This window comes from Amycolatopsis sp. NPDC024027 (genome assembly GCF_040638975.1).
Taxonomy (GTDB): Bacteria; Actinomycetota; Actinomycetes; order Mycobacteriales; family Pseudonocardiaceae; genus Amycolatopsis.
In genome coordinates, this window is the sequence record NZ_JBEZYY010000011.1 from 52,634 (window position 1) to 73,143 (window position 20,510).

Annotated in this window: 17 protein-coding genes, 1 tRNA gene and 2 pseudogenes; 5 read left to right on the forward strand and 15 right to left on the reverse strand. The window is 67.8% G+C overall.

Features of this window, described 5'->3' with window-relative positions; all coding sequences use genetic code 11:
- Positions 1-47 precede the first annotated feature (47 nt).
- The 6 genes from AB0F52_RS25900 to AB0F52_RS25925 form a co-directional block, all read right to left on the reverse strand.
- Positions 48-1,511 carry a carboxylesterase family protein gene (locus AB0F52_RS25900; protein ID WP_360176055.1) on the reverse strand — a complete coding sequence of 488 codons (1,464 nt, stop codon included), beginning with the start codon at positions 1,509-1,511 and terminating at the stop codon, positions 48-50.
- Positions 1,511-2,932, reverse strand: a complete 1,422-nt coding sequence (locus AB0F52_RS25905) for an ATP-binding protein (protein ID WP_360176058.1) — start codon at positions 2,930-2,932, stop codon at positions 1,511-1,513. Before AB0F52_RS25905 ends, AB0F52_RS25900 begins: the two co-directional genes overlap by 1 nt.
- The gene (locus AB0F52_RS25910) at positions 2,929-4,581 is read right to left on the reverse strand and encodes an FAD-dependent oxidoreductase (protein WP_360176060.1); all 1,653 of its coding nucleotides are present in this window, start codon (positions 4,579-4,581) and stop codon (positions 2,929-2,931) included. The genes AB0F52_RS25905 and AB0F52_RS25910 overlap by 4 nt, the downstream gene beginning before the upstream one ends.
- Positions 4,582-4,603: 22 nt before the next feature.
- The gene (locus tag AB0F52_RS25915) at positions 4,604-5,518 is read right to left on the reverse strand and encodes a ribonuclease Z (protein ID WP_360176063.1); all 915 of its coding nucleotides are present in this window, start codon (positions 5,516-5,518) and stop codon (positions 4,604-4,606) included.
- A gap of 9 nt (positions 5,519-5,527) precedes the next feature.
- A complete protein-coding gene (locus AB0F52_RS25920) occupies positions 5,528-6,100 on the reverse strand; it encodes an HdeD family acid-resistance protein (RefSeq protein ID WP_360176066.1) in 573 nt (190 codons plus the stop codon).
- A 133-nt stretch (positions 6,101-6,233) separates the two neighbouring features.
- Complete coding sequence (locus AB0F52_RS25925) at positions 6,234-8,402, reverse strand: RICIN domain-containing protein (RefSeq protein ID WP_360176069.1); 2,169 nt, start codon at positions 8,400-8,402, stop codon at positions 6,234-6,236.
- A 269-nt stretch (positions 8,403-8,671) separates the two neighbouring features.
- Here AB0F52_RS25925 and AB0F52_RS25930 point away from each other — a divergent pair.
- A tRNA-Ala gene (locus AB0F52_RS25930) sits at positions 8,672-8,744 on the forward strand.
- 389 nt (positions 8,745-9,133) lie between these two features.
- Here the strand turns inward: AB0F52_RS25930 and AB0F52_RS25935 are convergent.
- Positions 9,134-9,664 (reverse strand): annotated as a pseudogene (locus tag AB0F52_RS25935) (tyrosine-type recombinase/integrase); the annotation flags it as partial.
- Here AB0F52_RS25935 and AB0F52_RS25940 point away from each other — a divergent pair.
- Positions 9,570-9,845 carry a hypothetical protein gene (locus AB0F52_RS25940; protein ID WP_360176757.1) on the forward strand — a complete coding sequence of 92 codons (276 nt, stop codon included), beginning with the start codon at positions 9,570-9,572 and terminating at the stop codon, positions 9,843-9,845. The pseudogene AB0F52_RS25935 and the gene AB0F52_RS25940 sit on opposite strands and share 95 nt — an antisense overlap.
- Here AB0F52_RS25940 and AB0F52_RS25945 read toward each other — a convergent pair.
- The 3 genes from AB0F52_RS25945 to AB0F52_RS25955 all read right to left on the reverse strand — a co-directional run bounded on the left by AB0F52_RS25945 (position 9,829) and on the right by AB0F52_RS25955 (position 11,308).
- Positions 9,829-9,936 (reverse strand): hypothetical protein, encoded by a 108-nt coding sequence (locus AB0F52_RS25945; RefSeq protein ID WP_360176072.1) that lies wholly within the window; start codon positions 9,934-9,936, stop codon positions 9,829-9,831. The genes AB0F52_RS25940 and AB0F52_RS25945 overlap by 17 nt on opposite strands.
- A 516-nt stretch (positions 9,937-10,452) precedes the next feature.
- Complete coding sequence (locus AB0F52_RS25950) at positions 10,453-10,857, reverse strand: hypothetical protein (protein WP_360176075.1); 405 nt, start codon at positions 10,855-10,857, stop codon at positions 10,453-10,455.
- Positions 10,858-10,990: 133 nt separating this feature from the next.
- Entirely contained in the window at positions 10,991-11,308 is a 318-nt protein-coding gene (locus AB0F52_RS25955) for a hypothetical protein (protein WP_360176078.1), read from the reverse strand.
- Positions 11,309-11,416: 108 nt separating this feature from the next.
- Between AB0F52_RS25955 and AB0F52_RS25960 the strand changes: the two genes are divergently transcribed.
- Complete coding sequence (locus tag AB0F52_RS25960) at positions 11,417-12,646, forward strand: ATP-binding protein (protein WP_360176081.1); 1,230 nt, start codon at positions 11,417-11,419, stop codon at positions 12,644-12,646.
- 56 nt (positions 12,647-12,702) lie between these two features.
- The gene (locus AB0F52_RS25965) at positions 12,703-13,446 is read left to right on the forward strand and encodes a response regulator transcription factor (RefSeq protein ID WP_360176084.1); all 744 of its coding nucleotides are present in this window, start codon (positions 12,703-12,705) and stop codon (positions 13,444-13,446) included.
- A gap of 946 nt (positions 13,447-14,392) precedes the next feature.
- Here AB0F52_RS25965 and AB0F52_RS25970 read toward each other — a convergent pair.
- Entirely contained in the window at positions 14,393-14,521 is a 129-nt protein-coding gene (locus AB0F52_RS25970) for a hypothetical protein (RefSeq protein WP_360176087.1), read from the reverse strand.
- A gap of 42 nt (positions 14,522-14,563) precedes the next feature.
- Positions 14,564-16,021, reverse strand: a complete 1,458-nt coding sequence (locus tag AB0F52_RS25975) for a pentapeptide repeat-containing protein (protein ID WP_360176090.1) — start codon at positions 16,019-16,021, stop codon at positions 14,564-14,566.
- Between the two features lie 902 nt (positions 16,022-16,923).
- Between AB0F52_RS25975 and AB0F52_RS25980 the strand changes: the two genes are divergently transcribed.
- A complete protein-coding gene (locus tag AB0F52_RS25980; RefSeq protein ID WP_360176093.1) occupies positions 16,924-17,403 on the forward strand; it encodes a hypothetical protein in 480 nt (159 codons plus the stop codon).
- A 625-nt stretch (positions 17,404-18,028) separates the two neighbouring features.
- On the opposite strand, the gene AB0F52_RS25985 is transcribed toward AB0F52_RS25980, so the two are convergent.
- The 3 genes and pseudogenes from AB0F52_RS25985 to AB0F52_RS25995 all read right to left on the reverse strand — a co-directional run bounded on the left by AB0F52_RS25985 (position 18,029) and on the right by AB0F52_RS25995 (position 20,492).
- On the reverse strand, positions 18,029-18,322 hold the full coding sequence (locus AB0F52_RS25985) for a hypothetical protein (RefSeq protein ID WP_360176096.1): 294 nt from the start codon (positions 18,320-18,322) through the stop codon (positions 18,029-18,031).
- A gap of 202 nt (positions 18,323-18,524) precedes the next feature.
- Positions 18,525-19,343, reverse strand: a pseudogene (locus AB0F52_RS25990) (IS481 family transposase); the annotation flags it as partial.
- A gap of 276 nt (positions 19,344-19,619) precedes the next feature.
- Positions 19,620-20,492, reverse strand: a complete 873-nt coding sequence (locus AB0F52_RS25995; protein WP_360176099.1) for a hypothetical protein — start codon at positions 20,490-20,492, stop codon at positions 19,620-19,622.
- Positions 20,493-20,510 lie beyond the last annotated feature (18 nt).

The following is a 20,510-nucleotide window of genomic DNA, read 5'->3' on the forward strand; positions in this document are numbered from 1 at the left end:
CGGGTGAAGGAACGGTCTCAGGTCACCGGGAACCAGGTCCCGGACGCCTATTCCGTGTCGCCCCAGGCTTTTCGCTCGTCGGACCGTGGATCGAGCACCAGATCGGTGTCTTCCCGGAAAACCAGCACCGGCCGGAGTTCGGGGCCGTAGGGCGGCCATTCGGGGCCGTCCGCGTCGGCGACGCCGTCCCGGATGAACCGCACCCAGGCGCGGTGGATGAGCAGGGCCGCCCGCTCGCGCGCCGGATTCACGGCGGTCCCCTGCGCGGCCAAGGGAAGCGGGACCTTCCACGCCATCGTGGTCTCGGTGCCGTGGCCGCCGTCGAGCTGCTCGGGCACCCCGGGCGCGGCGATGTCGATCCGGTAGCGGTAAACGGGAGCGTGCGCGGACTGAGCGTCGGCGAGCCGCTGCGTCGGGATGCCGTACCGCTCGTCGCCCATCGCGGCGATCCGGGCGGCCTTGAGGTCGGGAACGCGCCGAAGGTACGTCTCGAGAAGCTGTGACGCACCTTCGTCGCCGAGGATGCTCGTGAGCACACCGGAAGCCGGAGCGGTGGCGACGTCGTCGCCGAGCATCATCGCGTACGTGCTGCCTTCGTTGCTGTTGCAGCCGACCAGCAGCGGAACCCCCGCCGCGCTCCCCCGCCGGATCGGCCCGATCGGCACCTCGGGCAGCACGCGCGGGTGCAGCGTCGGGCGCCACAGCCACAGCGCCTGGAACCCGCTCAGGATCCGTTCCTGTGCTTCGACGAACTCCTTGGCCGGGAGCGCCCGCAAAGCGGCGATGTCCTGGCAGCCCACCTCGTCCAGCAGCCGCCGCGCCAGCGCCGTCCCGGCCTCCGGCGTCGCCACGTGGTCCGCGCCGCCGGAACTGCTGATGGCCTGCGCGAACAACCCGGCACCCAGCGGGCTGCCCAGCAGGTTCCCGACGCTCTTCGCGCCCGCCGAAACGCCGTAGACGGTGATCCGCGCGGGATCCCCGCCGAACGCGGAGATGTTGCGGCGCACCCACTTCAAGGCCTCGACCTGGTCGAGGAAACCGCAGACACCGGCGTCCACTTCGGACTCGCCGAAGATCCCGGCGAGGTGCAGGAAGCCGAGCGAGCCGAGCCGGTAGTTGATTGTGACCACGACGATCCCGGCGCGCGCGAACTCCTCGCCGTCGCCCAGGTGCTCGCCGTGGCCGACGCGGTAGCCGCCGCCGTGCAGCCAGAACAGCACCGGCCGGCCGCCGTCGGGCGCGGGCCCCTCGGGGGTGCAGACGTTGAGGTACAGGCAGTCCTCGTCGCACACGGCGGCCGGGTTCATCGGGTCCGGCGACTGCATCGCGTGCGGCCCGTACTCGGTCGCCACGTGCACGCCACCGGACAGCGACGGCGGCCGCGGCGCCTTCCACCGCAGCTCGCCGACCGGCGGGCGGGCGTACGGGATCCCGCGCCAGACGCGGACGCCGTCACCCGCCAGCCCGACCAGCGCCCCGAGTTCGGTCGTGACCGTCGGGACGGAAGCCATCAGAGCGAGGCCTGCTCGACCGTCGGCAGGCAGACCTCGAACCGGGTGTTCCCCGGCTCGGATTCGACGCGCAGGTCGCCCTGGTGCCGTTCGACGACGATCTTCCACGAGATGTCCAGGCCCAGCCCGGTGCCCTCGCCGACCGGCTTGGTCGTGAAGAACGGCTCGAAGATCCGCGGCTTGATGTCCGCCGGGATGCCCGGGCCGGTGTCGCCGACCTCGACGCGGATCTGGTCGTCGACGCGCCACGTCCGCAGCGTCAACGTGCCCTCGCCCTTCATCGCGCCCAGGGCGTTGTCGATGATGTTCGTCCAGACCTGGTTCAGCTCGGCCGGGTACGCCGGGATCTTCGGCAGGCCGCGGTCGTACTCCTTGACGACGCGGATGCCGCCGCCGATCTTGCCCGACAGCATCACGAGCGTGGAGTCGAGGCCGTCGTGGACGTCGACCCACTGGTGCGGCGCCCGGTCCATCTGCGAGTACTGCTTGGCCTTGCCGACCAGCGCGGAGATCCGGGTCGTGGAGTCCTCGATCTCACCCATCAGCATCTCGGTCTCGAGCGCGTAGGCGAGCCAGCGGACGGCGCCTTCGATGAAGGTGTCGCCGACCTGCTCGAGGACGTTGTCCAGGTCGACCGTGGTCAGCCCGGCGCGGACGTAGATGTCGGCGAGGTCCCAGCCGCCGTCGATGCCGCGTTCGTCGAACCAGTCGCCGATCTCGTCCTCGCGGTCGGCCTGCTGCATCGCGGTCAGCTTCTCGGCCTGCACAACCTGCTTGACCAGGCGTTCCTGGACGTCGATGAGCTGGTAGAGCAGCTCCGGGTCGATGTCCTTCTTGGCCAGGAAGGCGAGCTTGTGCCGCATCCCGGCGACACGTTCACGCAGGGCGGACGTCGCCCGGACGGCGGCCGCGGCCGGGTTGTTCAGCTCGTGCGTCAGACCGGCCGAGAGCTCGCCCAGCGCCAGCAGACGCCGGCGGGAGCCGATCACCGTGTCGCTGTTGCGCCAGCCGAGGTACATGCCCTCCAGCAGGTGCGTCGCCATCGGGAACCACCTGCGGAACTCGACGGAGAACTCTTTCGACGGCAGCGCGAGCAGCGTGACGTCGGACAACGCGCGCACCGTCGCGCCGTAGTTGTGATCGGTGTCCTGGTGCACGAAGAACTGCGTTGCGCCGAAGTAGGCGCCGCGCTGGTCGGATCGGTTGGTCTCCACCTCGGTGCCGCTGACCAGGCGCGTCATCCGGATGGCGCCGCCGAGCAGGACGTAGAAGCAGGTCGCCTCGCCGCCCTCGCTGATGATCGTCGAGTCGCCCTCGTACTCCTCGAGCACGGCGTTGGCGGCGACCCAGTCGAGCTGCGCCTCGGAAAGGTGTTCGAAAAGGAAGAGCCCGCGAAGCTCTTCCCGCGGCAGTGCGCTCATTGTTCCTCCAGGTACCGGTGTACCAGCGTCACGGCCATCGCGCCCTCGCCGACCGCGGAGGCCACCCGCTTGACCGACTGCGACCGCACGTCACCGGCCACGAACACGCCCGGGATGGACGACTCGAGGTAGTGCGGATCACGGTCGAGCGACCAGCCGGCCGGCCGCTGCCCGGCGCTCAGGAGGTCCGGCCCGGTGCACACGAAGCCGTGCTCGTCGCGGTGGATGGCGTCGCCGAGCCAGTCGGTGCGCGGGGCGGCGCCGATGAAGATGAACAGGTGCCCGGACTCGACCGTCTCGGTGACGCCGTTCTCGCACAGCGTGAGCCGCTCGAGGTGGCCGTCGCCGTGCACCTCCTTGACGGTGGTGTGCGTGCGGACGTGGATGTTTTCGATCCCGGCGATCTGCTCGATCAGGTAGTGCGACATCGAGGACTCCAGCGACGCACCGCGCACCAGGATCGTGACGTCGCTGGCGTGCCGGGAGAAGAACACCGCGGCCTGCCCGGCGGAGTTGGCGCCGCCGACGATGTAGACGTGCTCGCCCTTGCACTCGGGTGCTTCGGTCGCGGCCGAGCCGTAGTAGACGCCGCGGCCGGTGAGCTCCTCGATGCCGCCGGCCTCCAGGGCGCGGTAGTTGACGCCGCTGGCGAGGATCACCGAGTGCGCGGCGATCTCGCTGCCGTCGCCGAAGGTGATCACCCGCTGCGAACCGCGGGCCTCCAGGCCGACGACGTCGCGGGCGGTCAGCACCTCGGCGCCGAACTTCTGGGCCTGGCGCCGCGCGCGGTCGGTCAGCTGCGCGCCCGAGACACCGTCGGGGAAGCCGAGGTAGTTCTCGATGCGCGAGCTGGTGCCGGCCTGGCCGCCGGTGGCCTTCTTCTCGACGAGCACCGTGCGCAGGCCTTCGGAGGCGCCGTACACCGCGGCGCCGAGGCCGGCCGGGCCGCCGCCGATCACCACGAGGTCGTAGAACTCCTGGGCCGGCCGGGTCGACAAACCGACCGCGTCGGCGATCTCGCTGCCGGTCGGGTTCTTGAGGACGGTGCCGTCCGGCGTGACGACCACCGGGATGTCCTTGTCGGTCGCCTCCGCGGCCTGCAGGATCCGGCAGCCCTCGTCGTCGTCGACCGAGTACCAGCGGTACGGGACCGCGTTGCGCGCGAGGAAGTCCCGCAGGTGGAACGAGGGCGAGTTGTAGCGGTGGCCGATGAGCTTGACCTCTTCGACGGGCTTGTCGCCGACCGCCTTCCAGGTCTCGACCAGCGCGTCGATCACCGGGTAGAGCTTCTCCTCCGGCGGGTCCCACGGCTTGAGCAGGTAGTGGTCGACGTCGACGACGTTGATCGCCTGGATCGCGGCGTCGGTGTCGGCGTAGGCGGTCAGCAGGGCGCGGCGGGCGTGCGGGAACAGGTCCATCGCCTTCTCGAGGAAGGCGATCCCGTCCATCTGCGGCATCCGGTAGTCGGCGAGGATCGCCGCGACGGCGTCGCCGCGCAGCTTGATCTCGCGCAGCGCGTCGAGGGCGTCCGGGCCGGAGTCGGCGCGGATGACGCGGTAGTCCTTCCCGTAGCGCCGGCGCAGGTCACGGGCGACCGAGCGGGACACGGCGGGATCGTCGTCGACGGTCATCAGGATCGGCTGGCTCACGAGATGCAGCCTACGGCGCTTCTCACACCGTTGGGAAAGACCGCCGTTTCGGCACCTGGACCCGCTCCAGGTCCTGCGCCACGACGATCTCGCCGTCGAACTCGGCTCGCGCCTCCGCCGCGAAGCGCTCCGGATCGGGGTAGCGCTGCGAGAAGTGCGTCAGGACGAGCTGCCGGACACCGGACTCGGCGGCGACGCGCGCCGCCTGCCGCGCGGTCAGGTGGCCGAAGTCTTCCGCCAGGGAAGTGTCCTCGGCCAGGAACGTCGACTCGATCACGAGCATGTCCGCGTTTTCGCTGAGGGCGTACACCGCGTCGCACAGGCGGGTGTCCATCACGAACGCGAACCGCTGACCGTGCCTCGGCGTGCTGACGTCCTCGAGGCTCACGCCGCGGAGGTGGCCCTCCCGCTGCAGCCGGCCGACGTCCGGACCCGCGATGCCGTGCTCGCGCAGCCGCTCGGGGAGCATGGTGCGGCCGTCGGGCTCGGTCAGCCGGTAGCCGAACGCCTCGACGGGATGGCTGAGGCGCCTGGCCTCGAGGGTGAGCTTGCCGGTCGCGATCGGGCCGTCACCGGCGATCGGGTGTTCCCGCAGGTCGGCCTGCTCGTAGAAGGCTGTCGCGTGCCGCATGCGTTCGAAGTAGTGCGCGCCGGACGCCGGGAAGTGGGCGTCGACCGGGTGGCCGACCTTGTCCAGCGACAGCCGCTGGATCACGCCGGGCAGGCCGAGGCTGTGGTCGCCGTGGAAGTGCGTGACGCAGATCCGCGTGATGTCCGTGGCGGCCACGCCGGCCCGCAGCATCTGCCGCTGGGTGCCTTCGCCGGGGTCGAAGAGGATGCCCTCGCCGTCCCAGCGCAGGAGGTAACCGTTCTGGTTGCGGTGGCGCGTGGGTACCTGGCTCGCGGTGCCCAGCACCACCAGTTCGCGGGTCGACACTCCCGCACGTTACTCAGTTCGCGCGTCTCCCGTTCCCAGCTTGCGCAGCCGGAAGGCCAGTACCAGCAGCACGATGCCGTAGATGAGGGCGTAGATGCCGACGAGCAGCGCGATGCCGTACGCGCCGGCGATCGGGTTGATCACGATGAGGACACCGGCGAGGACGGAGATCGCGCCGGCCGCGATGAGGAACGCCTCGCCGCGGATCTGCTTGCGCAACCGGATCGCCGCGGCGATCTCGGCGATGCCGGTGATGATCGCCCAGAAGCCGACCAGCAGGGCCAGCAGCAGGACGGTGATGCCGGGCCAGACCAGGACGAGGATCCCGGCGACGATGCCGAGCGCGCCGAGGACGCCGTAGGCCACGCGGTGGGCGGTGTCACCCGGCCGGAACGCCTGCAACAGGCCGCCGACGCCGTCGACGATCGCGTACACGCCGTAGAGGATCGCCAGGACGAGCACGGTGGCGCCGGGCCAGATCAGGGCGAAGAGCCCGAAGAGCACGGCGAGCACACCGCGGACGGCGACCAGCGGCCAGGCTTTGCGGGGTTCGACGACGGTGAACGCTGCGAAAGAGGTCATCTGCCGCTCCCGGATCGGTTGGGGACCTCAGTATCGCGACGGTTACCCCGTCCGGCTCCCGGAACACCCCGTTCGGGGGTAGCGGTAAAGGACCGGCGTGCGCCGCGGCCGCCACCACGGCGCACGCCGGTGCTCAGGGGTAGCTCACCAGGTTGACGGCCTTGGTCCCGGACGGCGTCGCCGGGCCGGTGTTGTTGATCACGTGCGTGATCGTGCCCTGGTAGTTGAGCGAGACGGTCACCATGTCGTGGAACCGGACACCCGGGGTGTTCGGCGCCTCGTACGCGTGCGCGCTGGCGACGGACGGGTTGGTGCTGAAGTAGCAGTAGCTGCCCAGGCCCCAGGCTTCGTGGCTGGTGACGTTCGGACCGACCTTGTAGGCGGAGAAGCCCGGCGTCGAGCCGTTCATCCAGCTCGCCTGGTTCGGCACGTCGTAGGGCATTTCGTTCTGGAAGAAGTAGGTCCGGCCGCCGTCGCCGTTCCAGACCACCTGCGTCTTCTGGTAGTGCTCGACGAAGAGGCCGTACATCGTGACGTCGTCGCCGTTGACGATGAGGCCGGTGTCGGCGGTGTTGGTGGTCCAGCCGACGTACTCGTTGCGCTCGGCGTGGTCGGCGCGCCAGATCCACATGTGGTCGCCGATGACGTTGCTGCTGTTGACGACCAGGCTGTTCGTCGCCTTGCCGACGGCGGCGCCACCGATGCGGAAGAAGACGTCGTGCAGCGACGTCGGGTTCGCCGCGTGGTTCGCGGCCGAGCCGGCCGGGCCGACCTGCATCAGCGTGTTCGAACTGGTCGTGCCGGCGTCGATGAGCAGGCCGGCGACCTTGACGCCGTCGACGTCGTCGACGGTCATCGCGGTGATGCCGTTGTCCGGGATCAGCGTGGCGATGCCGAGGCCGAGCACGACGGTGTCCGGACGGGTGACGCGCAGCGTCTGGTTCAGGTGGTAGACCCCGGGGGTGACCAGCAGGTTCTTGCCGGCGGCGAGCGCGGCGTTCATGTCCGCGGCGGTGGCACCGGGCTTGGCGATGTAGAACTGGCCGATCGGGACCGACGTGCCCGGCGCGGTGCCGTTCGCCCAGGTCGTGCCGGACGCGTTGGTCTTCACGCCCGGGACGAACACCTGGTAGTTACCGGCGCCGTCGACGTAGAGGAAGGGCTTTTCGCGCACGACCGGCGTCTGGCCGACGGTGGTGTAGGGCGGCGTCGGGAAGGTGTTGGCGGGCGCGCCCTGGACCCCGGCGAAGACCATGTTCCAGTTCGAGCCGTTCCAGCTGCCGAACTGCGAGTTGCGGGAGATCCACTGCTGCTGCGAGCCGGAGCGGACCTGGCCGTCGATCTTCGTGTCGGAGATCCAGCCGCCGCTGGCCCAGCCGCCGTCGTCGAGCTGCAGGTCACCGCGGACGTGCATGCGGCGGTAGGGCGCGGCCTGGCTGACCGCCCACCGGTCGGCGCCCCCGTTCGGGTTCACGGACAGGTTCTCCGCGCCGCGCCAGAAGTTCTGCGTGGCGTTCTGCGGCGGGAACCAGTCGGCCTCGACGTGCACGGCGCCGTTGATCGTGACGGCGTCGGGGCTCAGGCCGAGACCCAGCACCTGCGTGTAGAAGCCGACGTTGACGTCGTTGGCGTAGGTGCCGGGCTTGAACATGACGGCGTAGCGCTGGCTGCCGAACTGGTTGCGTTCCTGCTGGCTGAAGATGCTGTTGAGCCGGCTCTGGATGGTCGAGCTCGGCATGGACGGGTCGAAGATCACCACGTTCGGGCCGAAGTCGGGCTGGCTCGTGTTCACGGGGCTCAGCATGAAGGACTGGGCGGCGGTGCCGTTGCAGGTGTACTGCTGGAGCTGCACGGAATCGGCGGCGGAGGCGCCGGGTACGTCGAGGCACTTCCCGCTGTTGCGGCTGACGAAGTGGTACCGGTTGTTCCCTTCGTCGACGGCTTGCCACTGCTGGTTGGCGCCGCTCGAGTAGGTCCAGAGCTGGAGCAGGCCACCGTCGGCGGTCGAGACATCCGTGACATCCCAGGCGGCGGCCGGGTTGGCGCGGGCGTTGATCCGGAAGTAACCGTCCCCGGTGGACTGGAACTGCCACTGCTGCAAGGCGGTCTGGTTGCAGGTGTACTGCTGGACAACGGTCCCATCGGCCGTCCCCGCGGCCCGGGCATCAACACACTTCCCACTGCTCCCGGCGGCGACGGTGTACCACCCATCCGGGGTCACGGCGGCTTCGGCCGCCGTCGTCATGCTTCCCACCAGGACCGACGCTGCCGCGAGCAGCGTCATCACCCGCCGTCTCGTCATCGAAGCCTCCTCTGCCGCGTACGCGGCGTCATCGAGAGGTGTGCCCGGTTTGAAGACGCGGCGTAACGGGCGGGGACCTCGGCGTCACAACCGCGCAAAATGTAACGGCGGCCACAGTGAGACGTCAATACAGGACTAAAAATAAGGTGTGAACGTGCTGGTCAGGGGGTTGTGGATCACTTCGAGGGGTTGCGGGGACCCCCGCGTGGAGGGGGCCTGGGCGGGGTGTAATGTATGGGCATACGAGATGCGGAGTTCACCTTCGCCTCGGGGCTATGGCGCAGCTGGTAGCGCACCTCACTGGCAGTGAGGGGGTCAGGGGTTCGAGTCCCCTTAGCTCCACATCGCAACGAACCCCTTCGTTTCAGCCTCCCGGGCTGGTCGGAGGGGTTTTCTGCGTTCCGGCTTCGATCTTCGGTGATCGTTGTGCGGCGTGATCTTGTGCTCCTGGTGGGGCAGAACTGGAGCACTGCCCCACCCCCGTTCCTGCGTCGGCGCGGTGTTCCCGCTGCTCCCGGGTCCGGCCGTCGGGTGACCCCCACCGTGGCGAAGAGGGGGACAACCGGCGCCACCCGCCCACCGTCGGCCACACTCGGTGACGGCGTCGGCGGTAGTGGCGCCGTCGTCTGCCAGCGGCGCTCGAGATCGTCGAGCAGCCGCTGCTCGACCTCCGGAGCGACGTGGGAGTAGGTCTCGATGACCCGGTTGTCCAGGTGGTGCCCGAGCCTGCGGGCCTGGGCGATCTCCGGCGCGCCGCCGGCGATCAGCCAGGTCTTGTGGCTGTGCCGCAGCCCGTGGAAGGTCAACCCGGGCCGAACCGCCGCGCAGGCCGCCTTCGTCTCGGACGCGTCGCTGCCGTCGACCGCGGGACGGAAGACCCGCCGCAAGAACGTCGAGCGCCACAGCCACGTCCCGCTCGGCGTGGTGAACACGAACTCACTCCGGTGCCGCGCGAGGTGCTCGTGCAGCAGCGCGACCAGGAACGGCGGCAGCGCGATCGTCCGCGCGAAGGCTCGGGTCTTCGGCGGCCCGAGCCACCGCATCGACCCCGACTCGTGCAACGCACCCACCAGCGGATCGATCACCAGCTGACCACGTCGGAGATCGACATTGTCCCGGTGCAGGCCGGCCAGCTCGCCCCACCGGCAGCCGGTCCAAGCTGCCGTGATGATCAGCAGCCGCGCGATCGGCCCGCCGAGCAGACCGGCTCGCTCGGCGATCCGCACCGCCTGCTCCGGCGTCGCCCAGATCCGCTCCGGCACGGCGCGTCGTGATCGCCGGCCCCGGCGCCTCCGCCAGCGCACCGGATTGAACGGGATCAGCCGATCATCGGCCGCGTCGGTCAACAGCATCGACAGCAGGTTGAGCTGCGAGCTCACCGTCGCCGGGGCGTACCCGGCTCGCTCCAGCTCCCGAGCCCACTCGGTCACCCCAGCGCCGTGATCGTACCCAGCGGCAGGTGGCCGAACTTTGGCAGGATGTGACACCGCAGCCGGCTGCGGTAGCTCTCGATCGTCCGCGGATCCAGATCCATCGAGCGGAACCACCGCGCCACCCCGCTCGGCCACCGTGACCGCGCTGTCGGCCGGATCGATCCACACCCGCCGACGCCGATCCACCTCCAACCCGCGGCGTAAGCCGCAGCATCACGCCGCGAGCCAAACCCCGAGACCGAATGAACGCCGGAGCCCAGCTGCCGATACCGCACTCGCCACGACTTGCTGCCGCACTGCTCCCCCCATGCCACAACGACCTCCACACCGGGTGAGGCCAACCCGGCGTTGACCCGCAACGGTGTAGTTCCCCGGCACAGACGTCACCAACGACCCCAGTCACGACGACATAGTCGGCGACCAACAGCCGGGATGTTGAGTGCACTTAGCAAAAGGCGTTGCAGGGGACCCGACGACGGGCATACCGGTCGCTAACTGGTCGACAAACTCTTCGCAGCGGAGACGCACTAGTTGATACGCCGTCTCGTGCCGATGCGGGTCGCCGGGGGAGGCAGCCGGTCGATCGTCTTACAGTCCCGTTCGGCGACTGACTCCCGTCAGGCCAACGACTGCGCCACATGGGCTGCCACGCTGGTCCAGTAGTCGGCCGCCCGGCGCGCACGCGTGGCATCGGCTCCTGACTCCTCCAGTCGATACGCGGCCGCCGAAGCCTCGATCATCTTGTTCTCCAGCATCCGTTCAGTGAAACTGCGCGCATATGACCAGATGTAGATCTGCTGCGTGCGGTTCAGCAGCCCGGCACCCGCTTGCGGCACGGGAATCGCCTCGGCACTGGAAAGGATATCGGGGGTCAGAGCGTCCGCATCCAATTTGTCCTGGGCTCGCTCGACAGCGCTCAACCACGCCTTGAACCTCTCGGTGAAGTCCGATTCCACTGCCTGCATGGCGTTGACACTGACCGCCTGCGGCTGATCCACCTTGCGCTTGCTGAATAAGGACATCGCTCTCACCTCTCGATACACAATAATTCCGAATGAGCCCATCGAGCATGCGCCTGCAGATTTAGACCGCATCGGGGAGTCACCGTCTTCGCGGGAGAAGAGACGAAGCAGGTTCGTTCGATGGACGACGAGGTCAGTAGGAGCAGTACCAGCTGTACGGATCGGAGTAGCTCCTGAAGCCGCCGTAGGCATTCGCCCTGTTGTACTGCGTACGGCATTGTTTCCACACGTCGATGTCGCCGTCCGCGACCGGGACCGCGCCGGACACGCATTTCCAGCCGTAGACGTTCATGGTTCTGATCTTCGCCAGCCGCCCCTGGCCGGGGTACTGGTTGTTGCACGCCGCCTGCATGTCCACGCCGCCCAGGACGGTGGCCGCCGACGCCGGCGCGGCGACGATCGGCAGGAACGTGCCCGCCAGGGCGGCGCCGATCAGTAACAGACTTCGCACTCGCCGTCGGCCGCACGTAACAGGAGGAGCGGCTGTCCCGATAGTGGTGTTCATAGCGATCCTTTCGCGGATCTGGATGGTGATGGGAATGTTCGACAAGCATCTGCTTTGCGCACCTCGGTTTCCACCGGGAAAACACGGTATTTGCCGGTTGTTGATCTCGTGGTCTTCCGCATGGTGGACGGCATGACGTCGCTGTCGATCTCACGCCTCGCCGAAACGAGGGCGGGCGTGGAAATGACCATCGTCTGGGGATTCGCCGGCATCCGAGCCTTCGATCTGGCGCAGGCAGCGGTCGCCATGAGCAGCGGCTCCCTGCGAACATCGACCGCACCCGGAGTTGATCTCGCCGTCCTCAGCCTCGTGCTCATCGAATCTCTCACGCTCTGTTCCTGGTTGGTGCGGCGCCGATCCGTACGGCCATTGCAGTGGCCGGCCGCCGCGGATTTCGGTGTCGCCCTGCTCGTGCTCTGCTCATCACTGATCTACGTCGCTCCCGAAGACCGCACGAACGTCTGGGTGATGTGGTCCTACCCGGTGACGCTCTCCACCACGGTCCTGATCGGTGCAGCTTTGACTCGCTGGCAACACGCGCTCGTCACGTCGGTGCTTATCGCGGCGACCTACGCCGGGGTCGTTGCATTGCCGTTGAGGGGCGCCCCCGCGGGGCAGGGCACCTCGATCGCCAACGCGCTGGCCTATCCAGGGTTCGCGATGGTGTCGTACCTGTTCATGAGCTACATGCGGCGGCTTGCCGATACGGCCGACAGCGCCAAAGCGCAGGTGGCCGAGCTGGAACGCGACCGGAGCAGGGCCATCGTCCACGATCTCCTACCGTATTTGCGGCTGGACAGGTTCGCAGACGCAGACCTCGACGCACGGCTGGCGATGGTTGCGCAGGCCGGCCATGCGTATGGACATATGCGTTCGTTTGTCGACGGCACGCAGCACCCGTTGCGCGTGAGAGACCGGATCCAGGCAGTGCTGGACCTTCGGCCGCGTCCCACCGTGCAGGCCGCCATCGACCTCGAGCCCTCGATCGAACTGCCGGAGGACGTGCTAGACCACTTGCATCGTGCTCTGGATACCGCATTATCCAACGTAGAACAGCACGCGCCGGGCGCGGCCATCGACGTCACCGCCCACGCGGACGACACCAAGGTCGTGGTGACTGTTCGTGACAATGGCCCAGGCTTCGACATGTCGACAACTCCATCCGGGTTCGGCATCGCCGAGATCCTCGGCCGGCAGCTCGCCCTGGTCGGCGGAGTGAGCCGGATAGAGTCGGCGCCCGGTCGTGGCACCGAAGTCCACATCACCGTGCCGAGGAAGCAATGAGCGATGCGACCGGTGGACCACCTCCCGCTCTGCCACTGGCAGCGCCGGAAGAACCAGTGCACTACGTTCTCATCGACGATGAGCCTCGCTACCGGCAAGGACTGGGACAAGGCAGCGACTTTCCGCTGACTCAGGTGGGCAGTTGGGGGACCGTCGACGACTTTGTCCATCTCCAACAGCACGGTTGCCACGTCGTCGTGTTGGATCTGTGCCTGAACCGGCAAACCGGCGATACGGCGGTCCTACAAGGCATGCAAGCCATCAACAAACTCGTGCACGAACACGGCCAGCGTGTCCTCATCTACACCGCCGAAGCGCGACCTGAACCCATCGCACGCTGCGTGGCCGCCGGCGCAGCGGGGTACATCAGCAAATACATCGGCGACGACGCCGCACTGGCGCAAGCGGTGACCGAGATCGGCCGCAATGGCACCATCGTGACCTCCGCCCTACACGACGCCCTACGCCAGTTAATCAGACAATGCCGCGACGTCCGCCTATCCTTGCCACTCGAGGAGACACTGGCCCTGCTCGACCGAGGTCTGTCCGACCAGGAGGTCGCCGACCGCCTGCACAAGTCGAAGCGGACGATCGAGGAACACAAACGCAAAATCCTCGAGTTGTTCGGCGAACAAATGGAAAACCGCCAACGCGGCTTCGGCGACCTGCGCCGCGAGTACGGCGTCGGACCCGGTGATATTGTCAACGACAAACCCGGCCACCGGCCCGCGAGGGGACTGCTCAGACGAGCGTTGTCCTGGCTGACCCCGAGCGAAAACAAGAGCAACCGACGTGCCTGAAGTTCCGACCACCTCACGTCAGGGTCCGGAGAACCGGGGCAACGCCAGGGTGTCCGGACAACCGTCGGAAGCTCATCCAGGTGTCGACGCGCTGCGGCGCCTCGCGGAACTCACACTACCGCTTCGACATCCTCTCCTGCCGAGGACAGGACGTCCGGGTGTTGTGGGCCGCTGGCGCGACGAGAACTGGGCGGGCGCCACCGGCTTGTCTGCGCGGTTCAGATCTGCCAGCGAGCGCGGACGATTCCGTCGTCATCCGGTTGCACGGCCACGAGCAGCGGGTTTTGGCCGTCGGTGGTGCGCGGCAGGAGGGTGGCCGCACGGACGCCTGCCAACGCCTCGGTCAGGTCGGCCCGGTCATCGCGTCGGCGTGGAAGCTGTGCATGCGGCCGTCCGCGTGCTCCGCGATGGCGCAGCCGGTGACATCGTGCGCAGCACTGCCGGAACATCGGTCGACAGGTCCGGCCACACGGACACGAGGGCGCGCGGAACTAAGTAGGGCACCGTGGCGTCGGCTGTGAGTCGAAGCCAACGAGAGTGGTTGCCGACGAACTGCTCCTCCACCAGCACCCGGCCGTGCTGTGCCGCGAGGACCGCCACATCGGCCCGGCGAAGTCGTCACACACGGGGCATACCCCGCGACCGACGTTTCATTCGTCGTGGCACGGTCAGCGGCGACTGGACGTCGCCAGGTAAGCGGCGATCCTGATCCGCAGGCCGCGGAGGTGGACCAGGTCGATGACGAAGGGGATGCGTCCGGTAGCCCGCCGTCTACTGCCCAGCCCGACAGGGTTCGCTCAGGTAGACGAACTCGTCGTCCGCATCATACCGCTGCTGCGACCAGACCGCAGGTTCGCCGGCGTCGGCGTCCCGACGACGGCACCGGACCAGCCAGTAGACCGGCAGCTTCATCACCTCGCCGAGCACCTTGTCGAAAGCTGCAAGGTCACCGTCGTCCGCGCCCGCTCCACACCCGGGGCGCCCAGTACGCGCCGCCGGCCGAGGCGTGTGTGAAGCTGGCGGTGTCGCCGGACGCGGTGATCGTCCAGTTGGCGACCGTGGTGATGGTGGACATGAGTGCTCCTTGCGGTCGCCACCCCAGATCGGAGTGCTGCTGCTATCCACGCTCGACCGGGTCGAAGTCAATGCCCTTGCTGGTCGCCCTGCGAAACGAAACGTTCCCGGTCAAGGTCACCCTGTCGAACGAGGCGTCGTCGACGAACGTCGCCCCGTCGAACCAGGCATCGCCAGTAACCGTTACGTCGTCGAACGAGACGGCGCCGGTGAACGTCGCCCCGCCAAACGAGACATCGCCAGTGACCGCCGCCCTATCGAACGAGACGGCGCCGGTGAACGTCGCCCCGCCAAACGAGACATCGCCAGTGACCGTCGCTCTATCGAACGAGGCATCGCCGCTGAACATCGCTCCGTCGAACGAGATATTGTCAGTGACCGTCGCCAGGTCGAACGCGGCGTAGCCGAAGGTCGCGCCGTCGAACACGGCGTAGCCAATAGTCGTCCTGAGGAACCACGCCCCGACGGCGAAGATTGCCTCGTGGAACAACGCGCGCTCGATGTTCGACTCGTCGAACGAGGCGTGGCCGGCGAAGGTCGCTCCGCCGAACGAAGCACGGCCGGTGACGGTCGATCTATCGAATAAGGCGTCGCCAGTAAACGTCGCTTTGTCGAAGGTAGCTACATCAACGCGGCAGCCGGTGAGGTCCACGTCGATAAGGGTGGCGCCGGTGAGATTGAGGGTAATATCGGGCCAAAAGGTGTGAAGCATCTGGTCCGGGGCGTCGCCCGGTTGCAAATGGCGACGCAGGACGTGTTGGGCAGTAAGTCGCACTTCGCGCTCCTGCTGCCAATATTCTCGATCGTGGCCTGCGTGCCGGGGCGACCTGGGCACGCTATGCACCGTGGCCGATCGCAGCAACGGGCGTCGTACCCCTAGCGAGCGGGGCCTAACGGTATCGGGTGTTGTGGTGGAGTACGGGTTGCGCAGATAGGCGCAGATCACGTCGACCACCGTCTGCCGTTGGGACGAATTGTCTTGCGCGACGCGCTCGAGGGCGTAGAGCCCGCCGTGACGGACCGCGGCCTGCGATGAGCCGAGCTGCTCGACCGCCTTCAGATACAGTTCAGTCAGCCGCCGCTCAGCCGCATCATGCTCGGTCGCTCGAGCAACCCGGTCCTGATGGGCCATAGTGGCCGCGGCGACTTCCTGTTGATGGGCGAGGGTGCGTTCGCGGTTGTCGAGGTCGGCTTCGGTTGAGTTCTGGCGCCGCCACGCGAGATACAACGCAACCACGCCGCCGCCGCCCACCCCGATGCTCAGCCCGATCTTCAACGCGTCCAGCCGCGCGGTCACCAGATCGGCCCCGGTCAGCCCAGCGGTCGCCGGCCACCACAGCACCACCACCGCGCCCGCAGTCAGTACCGCGATCACGGCCGCGGTCCACCACATTGACTTCGGCGACAGCTCCCGCAACCGGACCACCCGCACCGCCTCAACAAGAGGCGGAGGAACCGGTACGGAGGCGGCAGGGGGCGGTGGCGTGTCGTCATCGGTCATGACCACTAACGTCGTCGAAACCCACCAAGATGTTGCTTATCTACGCGTAGTCGATGACAACTTGGACCAGGTTCCGGGCTGCTCCGTAGAGAAGTCGAGCGTGATGTTGCTGTTCTCGGAGTACGCCTTGACCGCATCAAGATCAGCAATGAGGCGGTCGATGATCTGCGTATCGAGGCTCTGGTTGTGGATAGCCTCGAGGTAGGCGCAAAGGGTCCGTGATGTCGTTGCGTTGCCGCCGGTGACGGCGCCGATGGCGAGCGCGCGGTGACCAATTCTTCGGGCCGACCGAGCTCGGGGAGACACGCGGCAGCGTCACCGAGGCCCGGCTCAACCGGGACGCGGCCGACCCCCAGCCATCGGCCCACGGCTCTGCGCAGCGGCCGAGCAGCTGGCCGGCATCAACAACCTCTGAACCCCGGCACCCGCCGGGCGGCCGGATGTCATGCCGCTGATCGTGCGGTTCGTCCGATTATGCTGAGGCGCGGACGACGACGCCACCCCACCCGGCCGACGTGGGAGCGATCGCCCGTGCGCAATTCGTCATCCACCGGTGGTTTTCGCCGCTCACTCGGTGTTGCGCAAGTATTTCAGGGTGGCCAGCACGCGGACGTTGACGCTGCGCCGTCCGTCGCTTGGGTGAGGCCGAGTTTGCCGGTGATGGCGGTGAGGTGTTTCTCGACGGTGGTGATTCGGCAGCCGGTTCCTGGGCGTGTCCAGGTTCGAGCGGCCTTACGCATTGATCACCCTACGTTAACGTACTCTCATGCCGCTGGTCGAGCGTTGTCGGTGCTCGCTCCTGCCGATGAACACGTGCCCGGGTGACCGACTGGTATGCCGGATCCCGGCGGAGATCCGACGCCCGCCGGCTCGAGTGCTGAGATGGGAACGAGAATAAGGGCATGGGGTATCAGCTGCAGGGAGCCATCGCTACCGACCCTGTCCTCCGGAAGTTGGCGGGCACGGCGGAGGAGGGATGCATCGTTCCGCTCACCCAGCGCCTCTGCTTACTACCGATGACCGACGCCTTGTTCGACGCGGTCACCGTCGCCGGAGCACCCACGCTCGATGCGTTCTGGAAGGCACCCACCGGGTTCGGCCGCGCCTTGGCTGCTTGTTCGGCAGGCGGTCCCATCACCTACGTCGAGGCTGACTACTTCGGTGGGAGCGGAACCCAGTCCGCACAGGTATGGGACGGCGGTCAGGTAGCGCTCGGCCCCCTGCACCTGGCAACGGGAAAGCCGATACCAGCCGAGGGCAGCCCCATCTCCCGGGCGCTTCGGCGGCTTGGCGTGATCAAGGGCAAGTACTTCGATGAGTTCGATGCCGTCGGCCTTGGCCGCCACCGTGAGACAGGCGACTGGCTTCCGCCCACGAGTTGATCAGTACGACGCACTATCATGCCGCTAGGGCGCGCTTCTCCTGGCCTTGTGCATCGAGCCTTCTCACCCAACATCGGAGGCTATGGAGCCCACAGACCTAGACGAAACGGTGTTACGACTGGCGGCTGCGGCGTACCTCGGACGCTACTCGGGTGCTTCGCGGACGCATTCGGAGTCAGACCTGCAGATCTTCTTCACCTGATGCGGCGAACGCGACCTCGCTCCGCTGTCAGCGCGCCGGGCACAGATCGAGCTGTACGTGCGCTGGATGCAAGAGGTGCGACGATTCAACCCCTCTACGGTGTCACGCAGGATGTCCGTGGTCATCGGCTTCTACCGCACCTGCGTCATCGACACCATGCTCGAGCACTCGCCAGCGGAGTACGCCCGACGGTACCCAGCGAATCACCGACCCTCGGCCTGTCACACCTGCAGTTCGAGGCCCTACTGACCACGGCCCGGGAATCAGTCAACCCGTTCGACTTCGCGCTGGTGGCGACGCTCGGCCTACTCGGCCTTCGTGGGCAGCGGCGGAGGTGGCAGCGGCGTGGACGGGGTTCGCGCGCCGTGAACGCCGGCCAGGCGGTCAGTGCTGACCGGGCAGTGCCAGGTGCCGATCAGGGCGTTATTCGGCGATGGCGTGCATGAGATGCCCGTCCAAGCGCAGGGTGACCTTGCGGTCGGCCCAGACAAACCCGACCAGATGCGGGCTGCCAGCGGTGGTGACCTGGCCGTCCTTGGTCACCGATCGCTCGATCTCGACCGCGCCGCCCTCGGGCAGCGCCGGGATGCCATTGCGGCGGCGTAGCGCGGGCTTGGCCAGCGGCGCACCGGCGGGGCGAGCGCCGCGCATCGCCAGATGCCGCAGGTCCTTGGAGCCCGATCGATTGACGGCCAGAGCAGACGGCGAGTTGGCCACTGGGCGGAACCCGTGCCTGAAACTCCACCGCGGCGCCCTCGACAGCCGTCTGTGAGCAAGGCGGGCAGTTCGATCACGTCCACCGGCAACGTCGACGCCGCCGGCTGCTGTCCCGGCGTGTCGGGTGCGGGTCCGGGGATGTGTCGCCGGTGTCGGTGATGCAGCCAGGGTCCGTGCCGATGTCGAGACGGGTGGGGCCGTTGGGCCGGAACAGGCTGGCTGGGGTGGCCATATCCAGGGCCTGGTGCGGGCGCTGGCGGTTGTAGCTCTCGACCCACCCGTCGATCGTGGCCTGCGCGGCGGCAACAGACTCGAACGGGGCGACGTGGTCAAGGAACTCCTCCCGCAACGTCTTGTGCAGCCGTTCGACCTTCCCGGTGGTAGTGGGCGAACTCGGCTTGGTCAGCCGTTGTTTGATCCCGTTGTCCCGGCAGATCCGCTTGAACATCACCTCGACCGGCTGCGGCTTGATGAACCGGCCGGTGAACTGCCCGCCGTTGTCGGTCAACACCTCCGACGGAACGCCGTAACGGCGCATCGCCGCAGTGAACGCCGCGCAGATCGCCCGCCCGGACGGCACCGCGACCACCGCCGCAACCACGACGAACCTGGAGTGGTCGTCGATACCCGTCACCAGCTTGCAGGACGGCCATCAGCCAGCGGGACACCGCCGACGATATCCATCTGCCACAGGTGCATGGGCTCAGCCTGCTGCCACCGCTTGTACTTGCGCTTGTGTTGCTGGGCATGAGGATCGATGAGTCCATTGCGGACCAGGATGCGGTGCACCGTCGCCCGCGACGGCGTGGGATCGACGACACGCCGGCCCAGTTCGTGGCTAATCCGGCGGGCCCAACGAGGATGCTGCCGGCGTAACTGACAGGTCAACGCCTCGATCTCGGCCATGATCCGGTTCGGGCCGGCGGGAGCGGTCGGCCGGACCGGACATGCCTCCCTGCTGGAATCGCTGCCGCCAGGTGTGCAGCGACTGACGGGAAGTGCCGTAGCGCGCGGCGACTTCCCCCGATCGGGGAGCCACCGAGTACCTCACACCGCCTGTTACCGAAACTCCGCCAGTGCTTCTTGATCCAACGGGACCACAAGATCAGGACGACGAGTGATCGCCAAGTATGTCTCGAGTACGAAACGTCAAGGATCTCCTGAGCCCATACATTTGACACCCAGTGGCGTCGAGGGTGAGACAGTGCCATTGAGGGCGGCCGGCGCCTGCCAGTATGATCAGCCCTTATCGGGATTTCCCCGTCCACTTTCTTGCGCGCCAGCGCAAGCATCAACGTCAGCGGCCTTTGCGGACCAAGCTGGTGATCTTCAGCCCTTCCTCGCGCGTCAACGGACCGCTGACACCGTCGGCCGCCGCTCCCAGCGCTTCGGCGAGTGCTCGGCCGTGCAGGTCCAGCGCGGACTCGGTGAGCGAGGTCAGGTCGCCGATCGCGTCACGGGCACGGGCCCGGCCGGTGGCGCCGACCACCAGTCCAATCACGGTCGCGGGCCACCACCAGAAACCCAGCACGAGCAGCGGCCAGGCCCAGCTGGCCACGGCGACGGCCGCCGCGAAGGAAGCATGCGCCGCGGTGATCTCCGTGCGGGCGGTGTCCGGCAGCACCAGCCACAGGCGTGGCCATGCGAAGGTCAGGTCCAGGCCGTAGCGGTGCTGCGCCACCGACTCGACCGCATGGATGCGGTCACCCATCCACGTCGGCCTGCCGGGCGCGGCCAAGGCGATCGCGTTCATCTTCGCGGCGACGGCGTCGATCTGCCGCTGCTGCTCGGGTTTCCGCGCTTCGGCCGGATGCGCCGCTACCAGCTCTCGTCGTCTGGCCAGCAGCGCGGTCCAGCGGTCCGCTCGGCGTCGGGTCAACAGGCGGGCTGGCCACCTGCCCAGGAATAACCGCCGGGTGGCGCCCGCTGTGCCCTGCACCAGCAGACCGGTCGTACTTGCGGCTATCAGCAGGCCCACGACCAGCGCGGCTTGGGCGCCCCCTGGCCACTTCGTGATCGCGGTGGTCCTGGCCGTGACGAACGCCGCGGCCGTCGCCGTGTCGAGCGCGTGAGCGTGACGCAGATGCAGACCGACGACCGCGCCGGCCACGAACAGGACGCCGGGCAGCACCAGCAGCGCGACCCAGCGTTCGGCAAGTTTCTTCGCCAACTCCTGGAAGAATCCAGT

Bases quoted from the DNA above. Each gene is read 5' to 3' on its own strand.
- AB0F52_RS25900 (WP_360176055.1), bottom strand. From the start codon at position 1,511: ATGGCTTCCGTCCCGACGGTCACGACCGAACTCGGGGCGCTGGTCGGG.
- AB0F52_RS25905 (WP_360176058.1), bottom strand. From the start codon at position 2,932: ATGAGCGCACTGCCGCGGGAAGAGCTTCGCGGGCTCTTCCTTTTCGAA.
- AB0F52_RS25920 (WP_360176066.1), bottom strand. From the start codon at position 6,100: ATGACCTCTTTCGCAGCGTTCACCGTCGTCGAACCCCGCAAAGCCTGG.
- AB0F52_RS25925 (WP_360176069.1), bottom strand. From the start codon at position 8,402: ATGACGAGACGGCGGGTGATGACGCTGCTCGCGGCAGCGTCGGTCCTG.
- AB0F52_RS25940 (WP_360176757.1), top strand. From the start codon at position 9,570: ATGATCAGCAGCCGCGCGATCGGCCCGCCGAGCAGACCGGCTCGCTCG.
- AB0F52_RS25945 (WP_360176072.1), bottom strand. From the start codon at position 9,936: ATGGATCTGGATCCGCGGACGATCGAGAGCTACCGCAGCCGGCTGCGG.
- AB0F52_RS25950 (WP_360176075.1), bottom strand. From the start codon at position 10,857: ATGTCCTTATTCAGCAAGCGCAAGGTGGATCAGCCGCAGGCGGTCAGT.
- AB0F52_RS25970 (WP_360176087.1), bottom strand. From the start codon at position 14,521: ATGTCCACCATCACCACGGTCGCCAACTGGACGATCACCGCGTCCGGC.
- AB0F52_RS25975 (WP_360176090.1), bottom strand. From the start codon at position 16,021: ATGACCGATGACGACACGCCACCGCCCCCTGCCGCCTCCGTACCGGTT.
- AB0F52_RS25980 (WP_360176093.1), top strand. From the start codon at position 16,924: ATGGGGTATCAGCTGCAGGGAGCCATCGCTACCGACCCTGTCCTCCGG.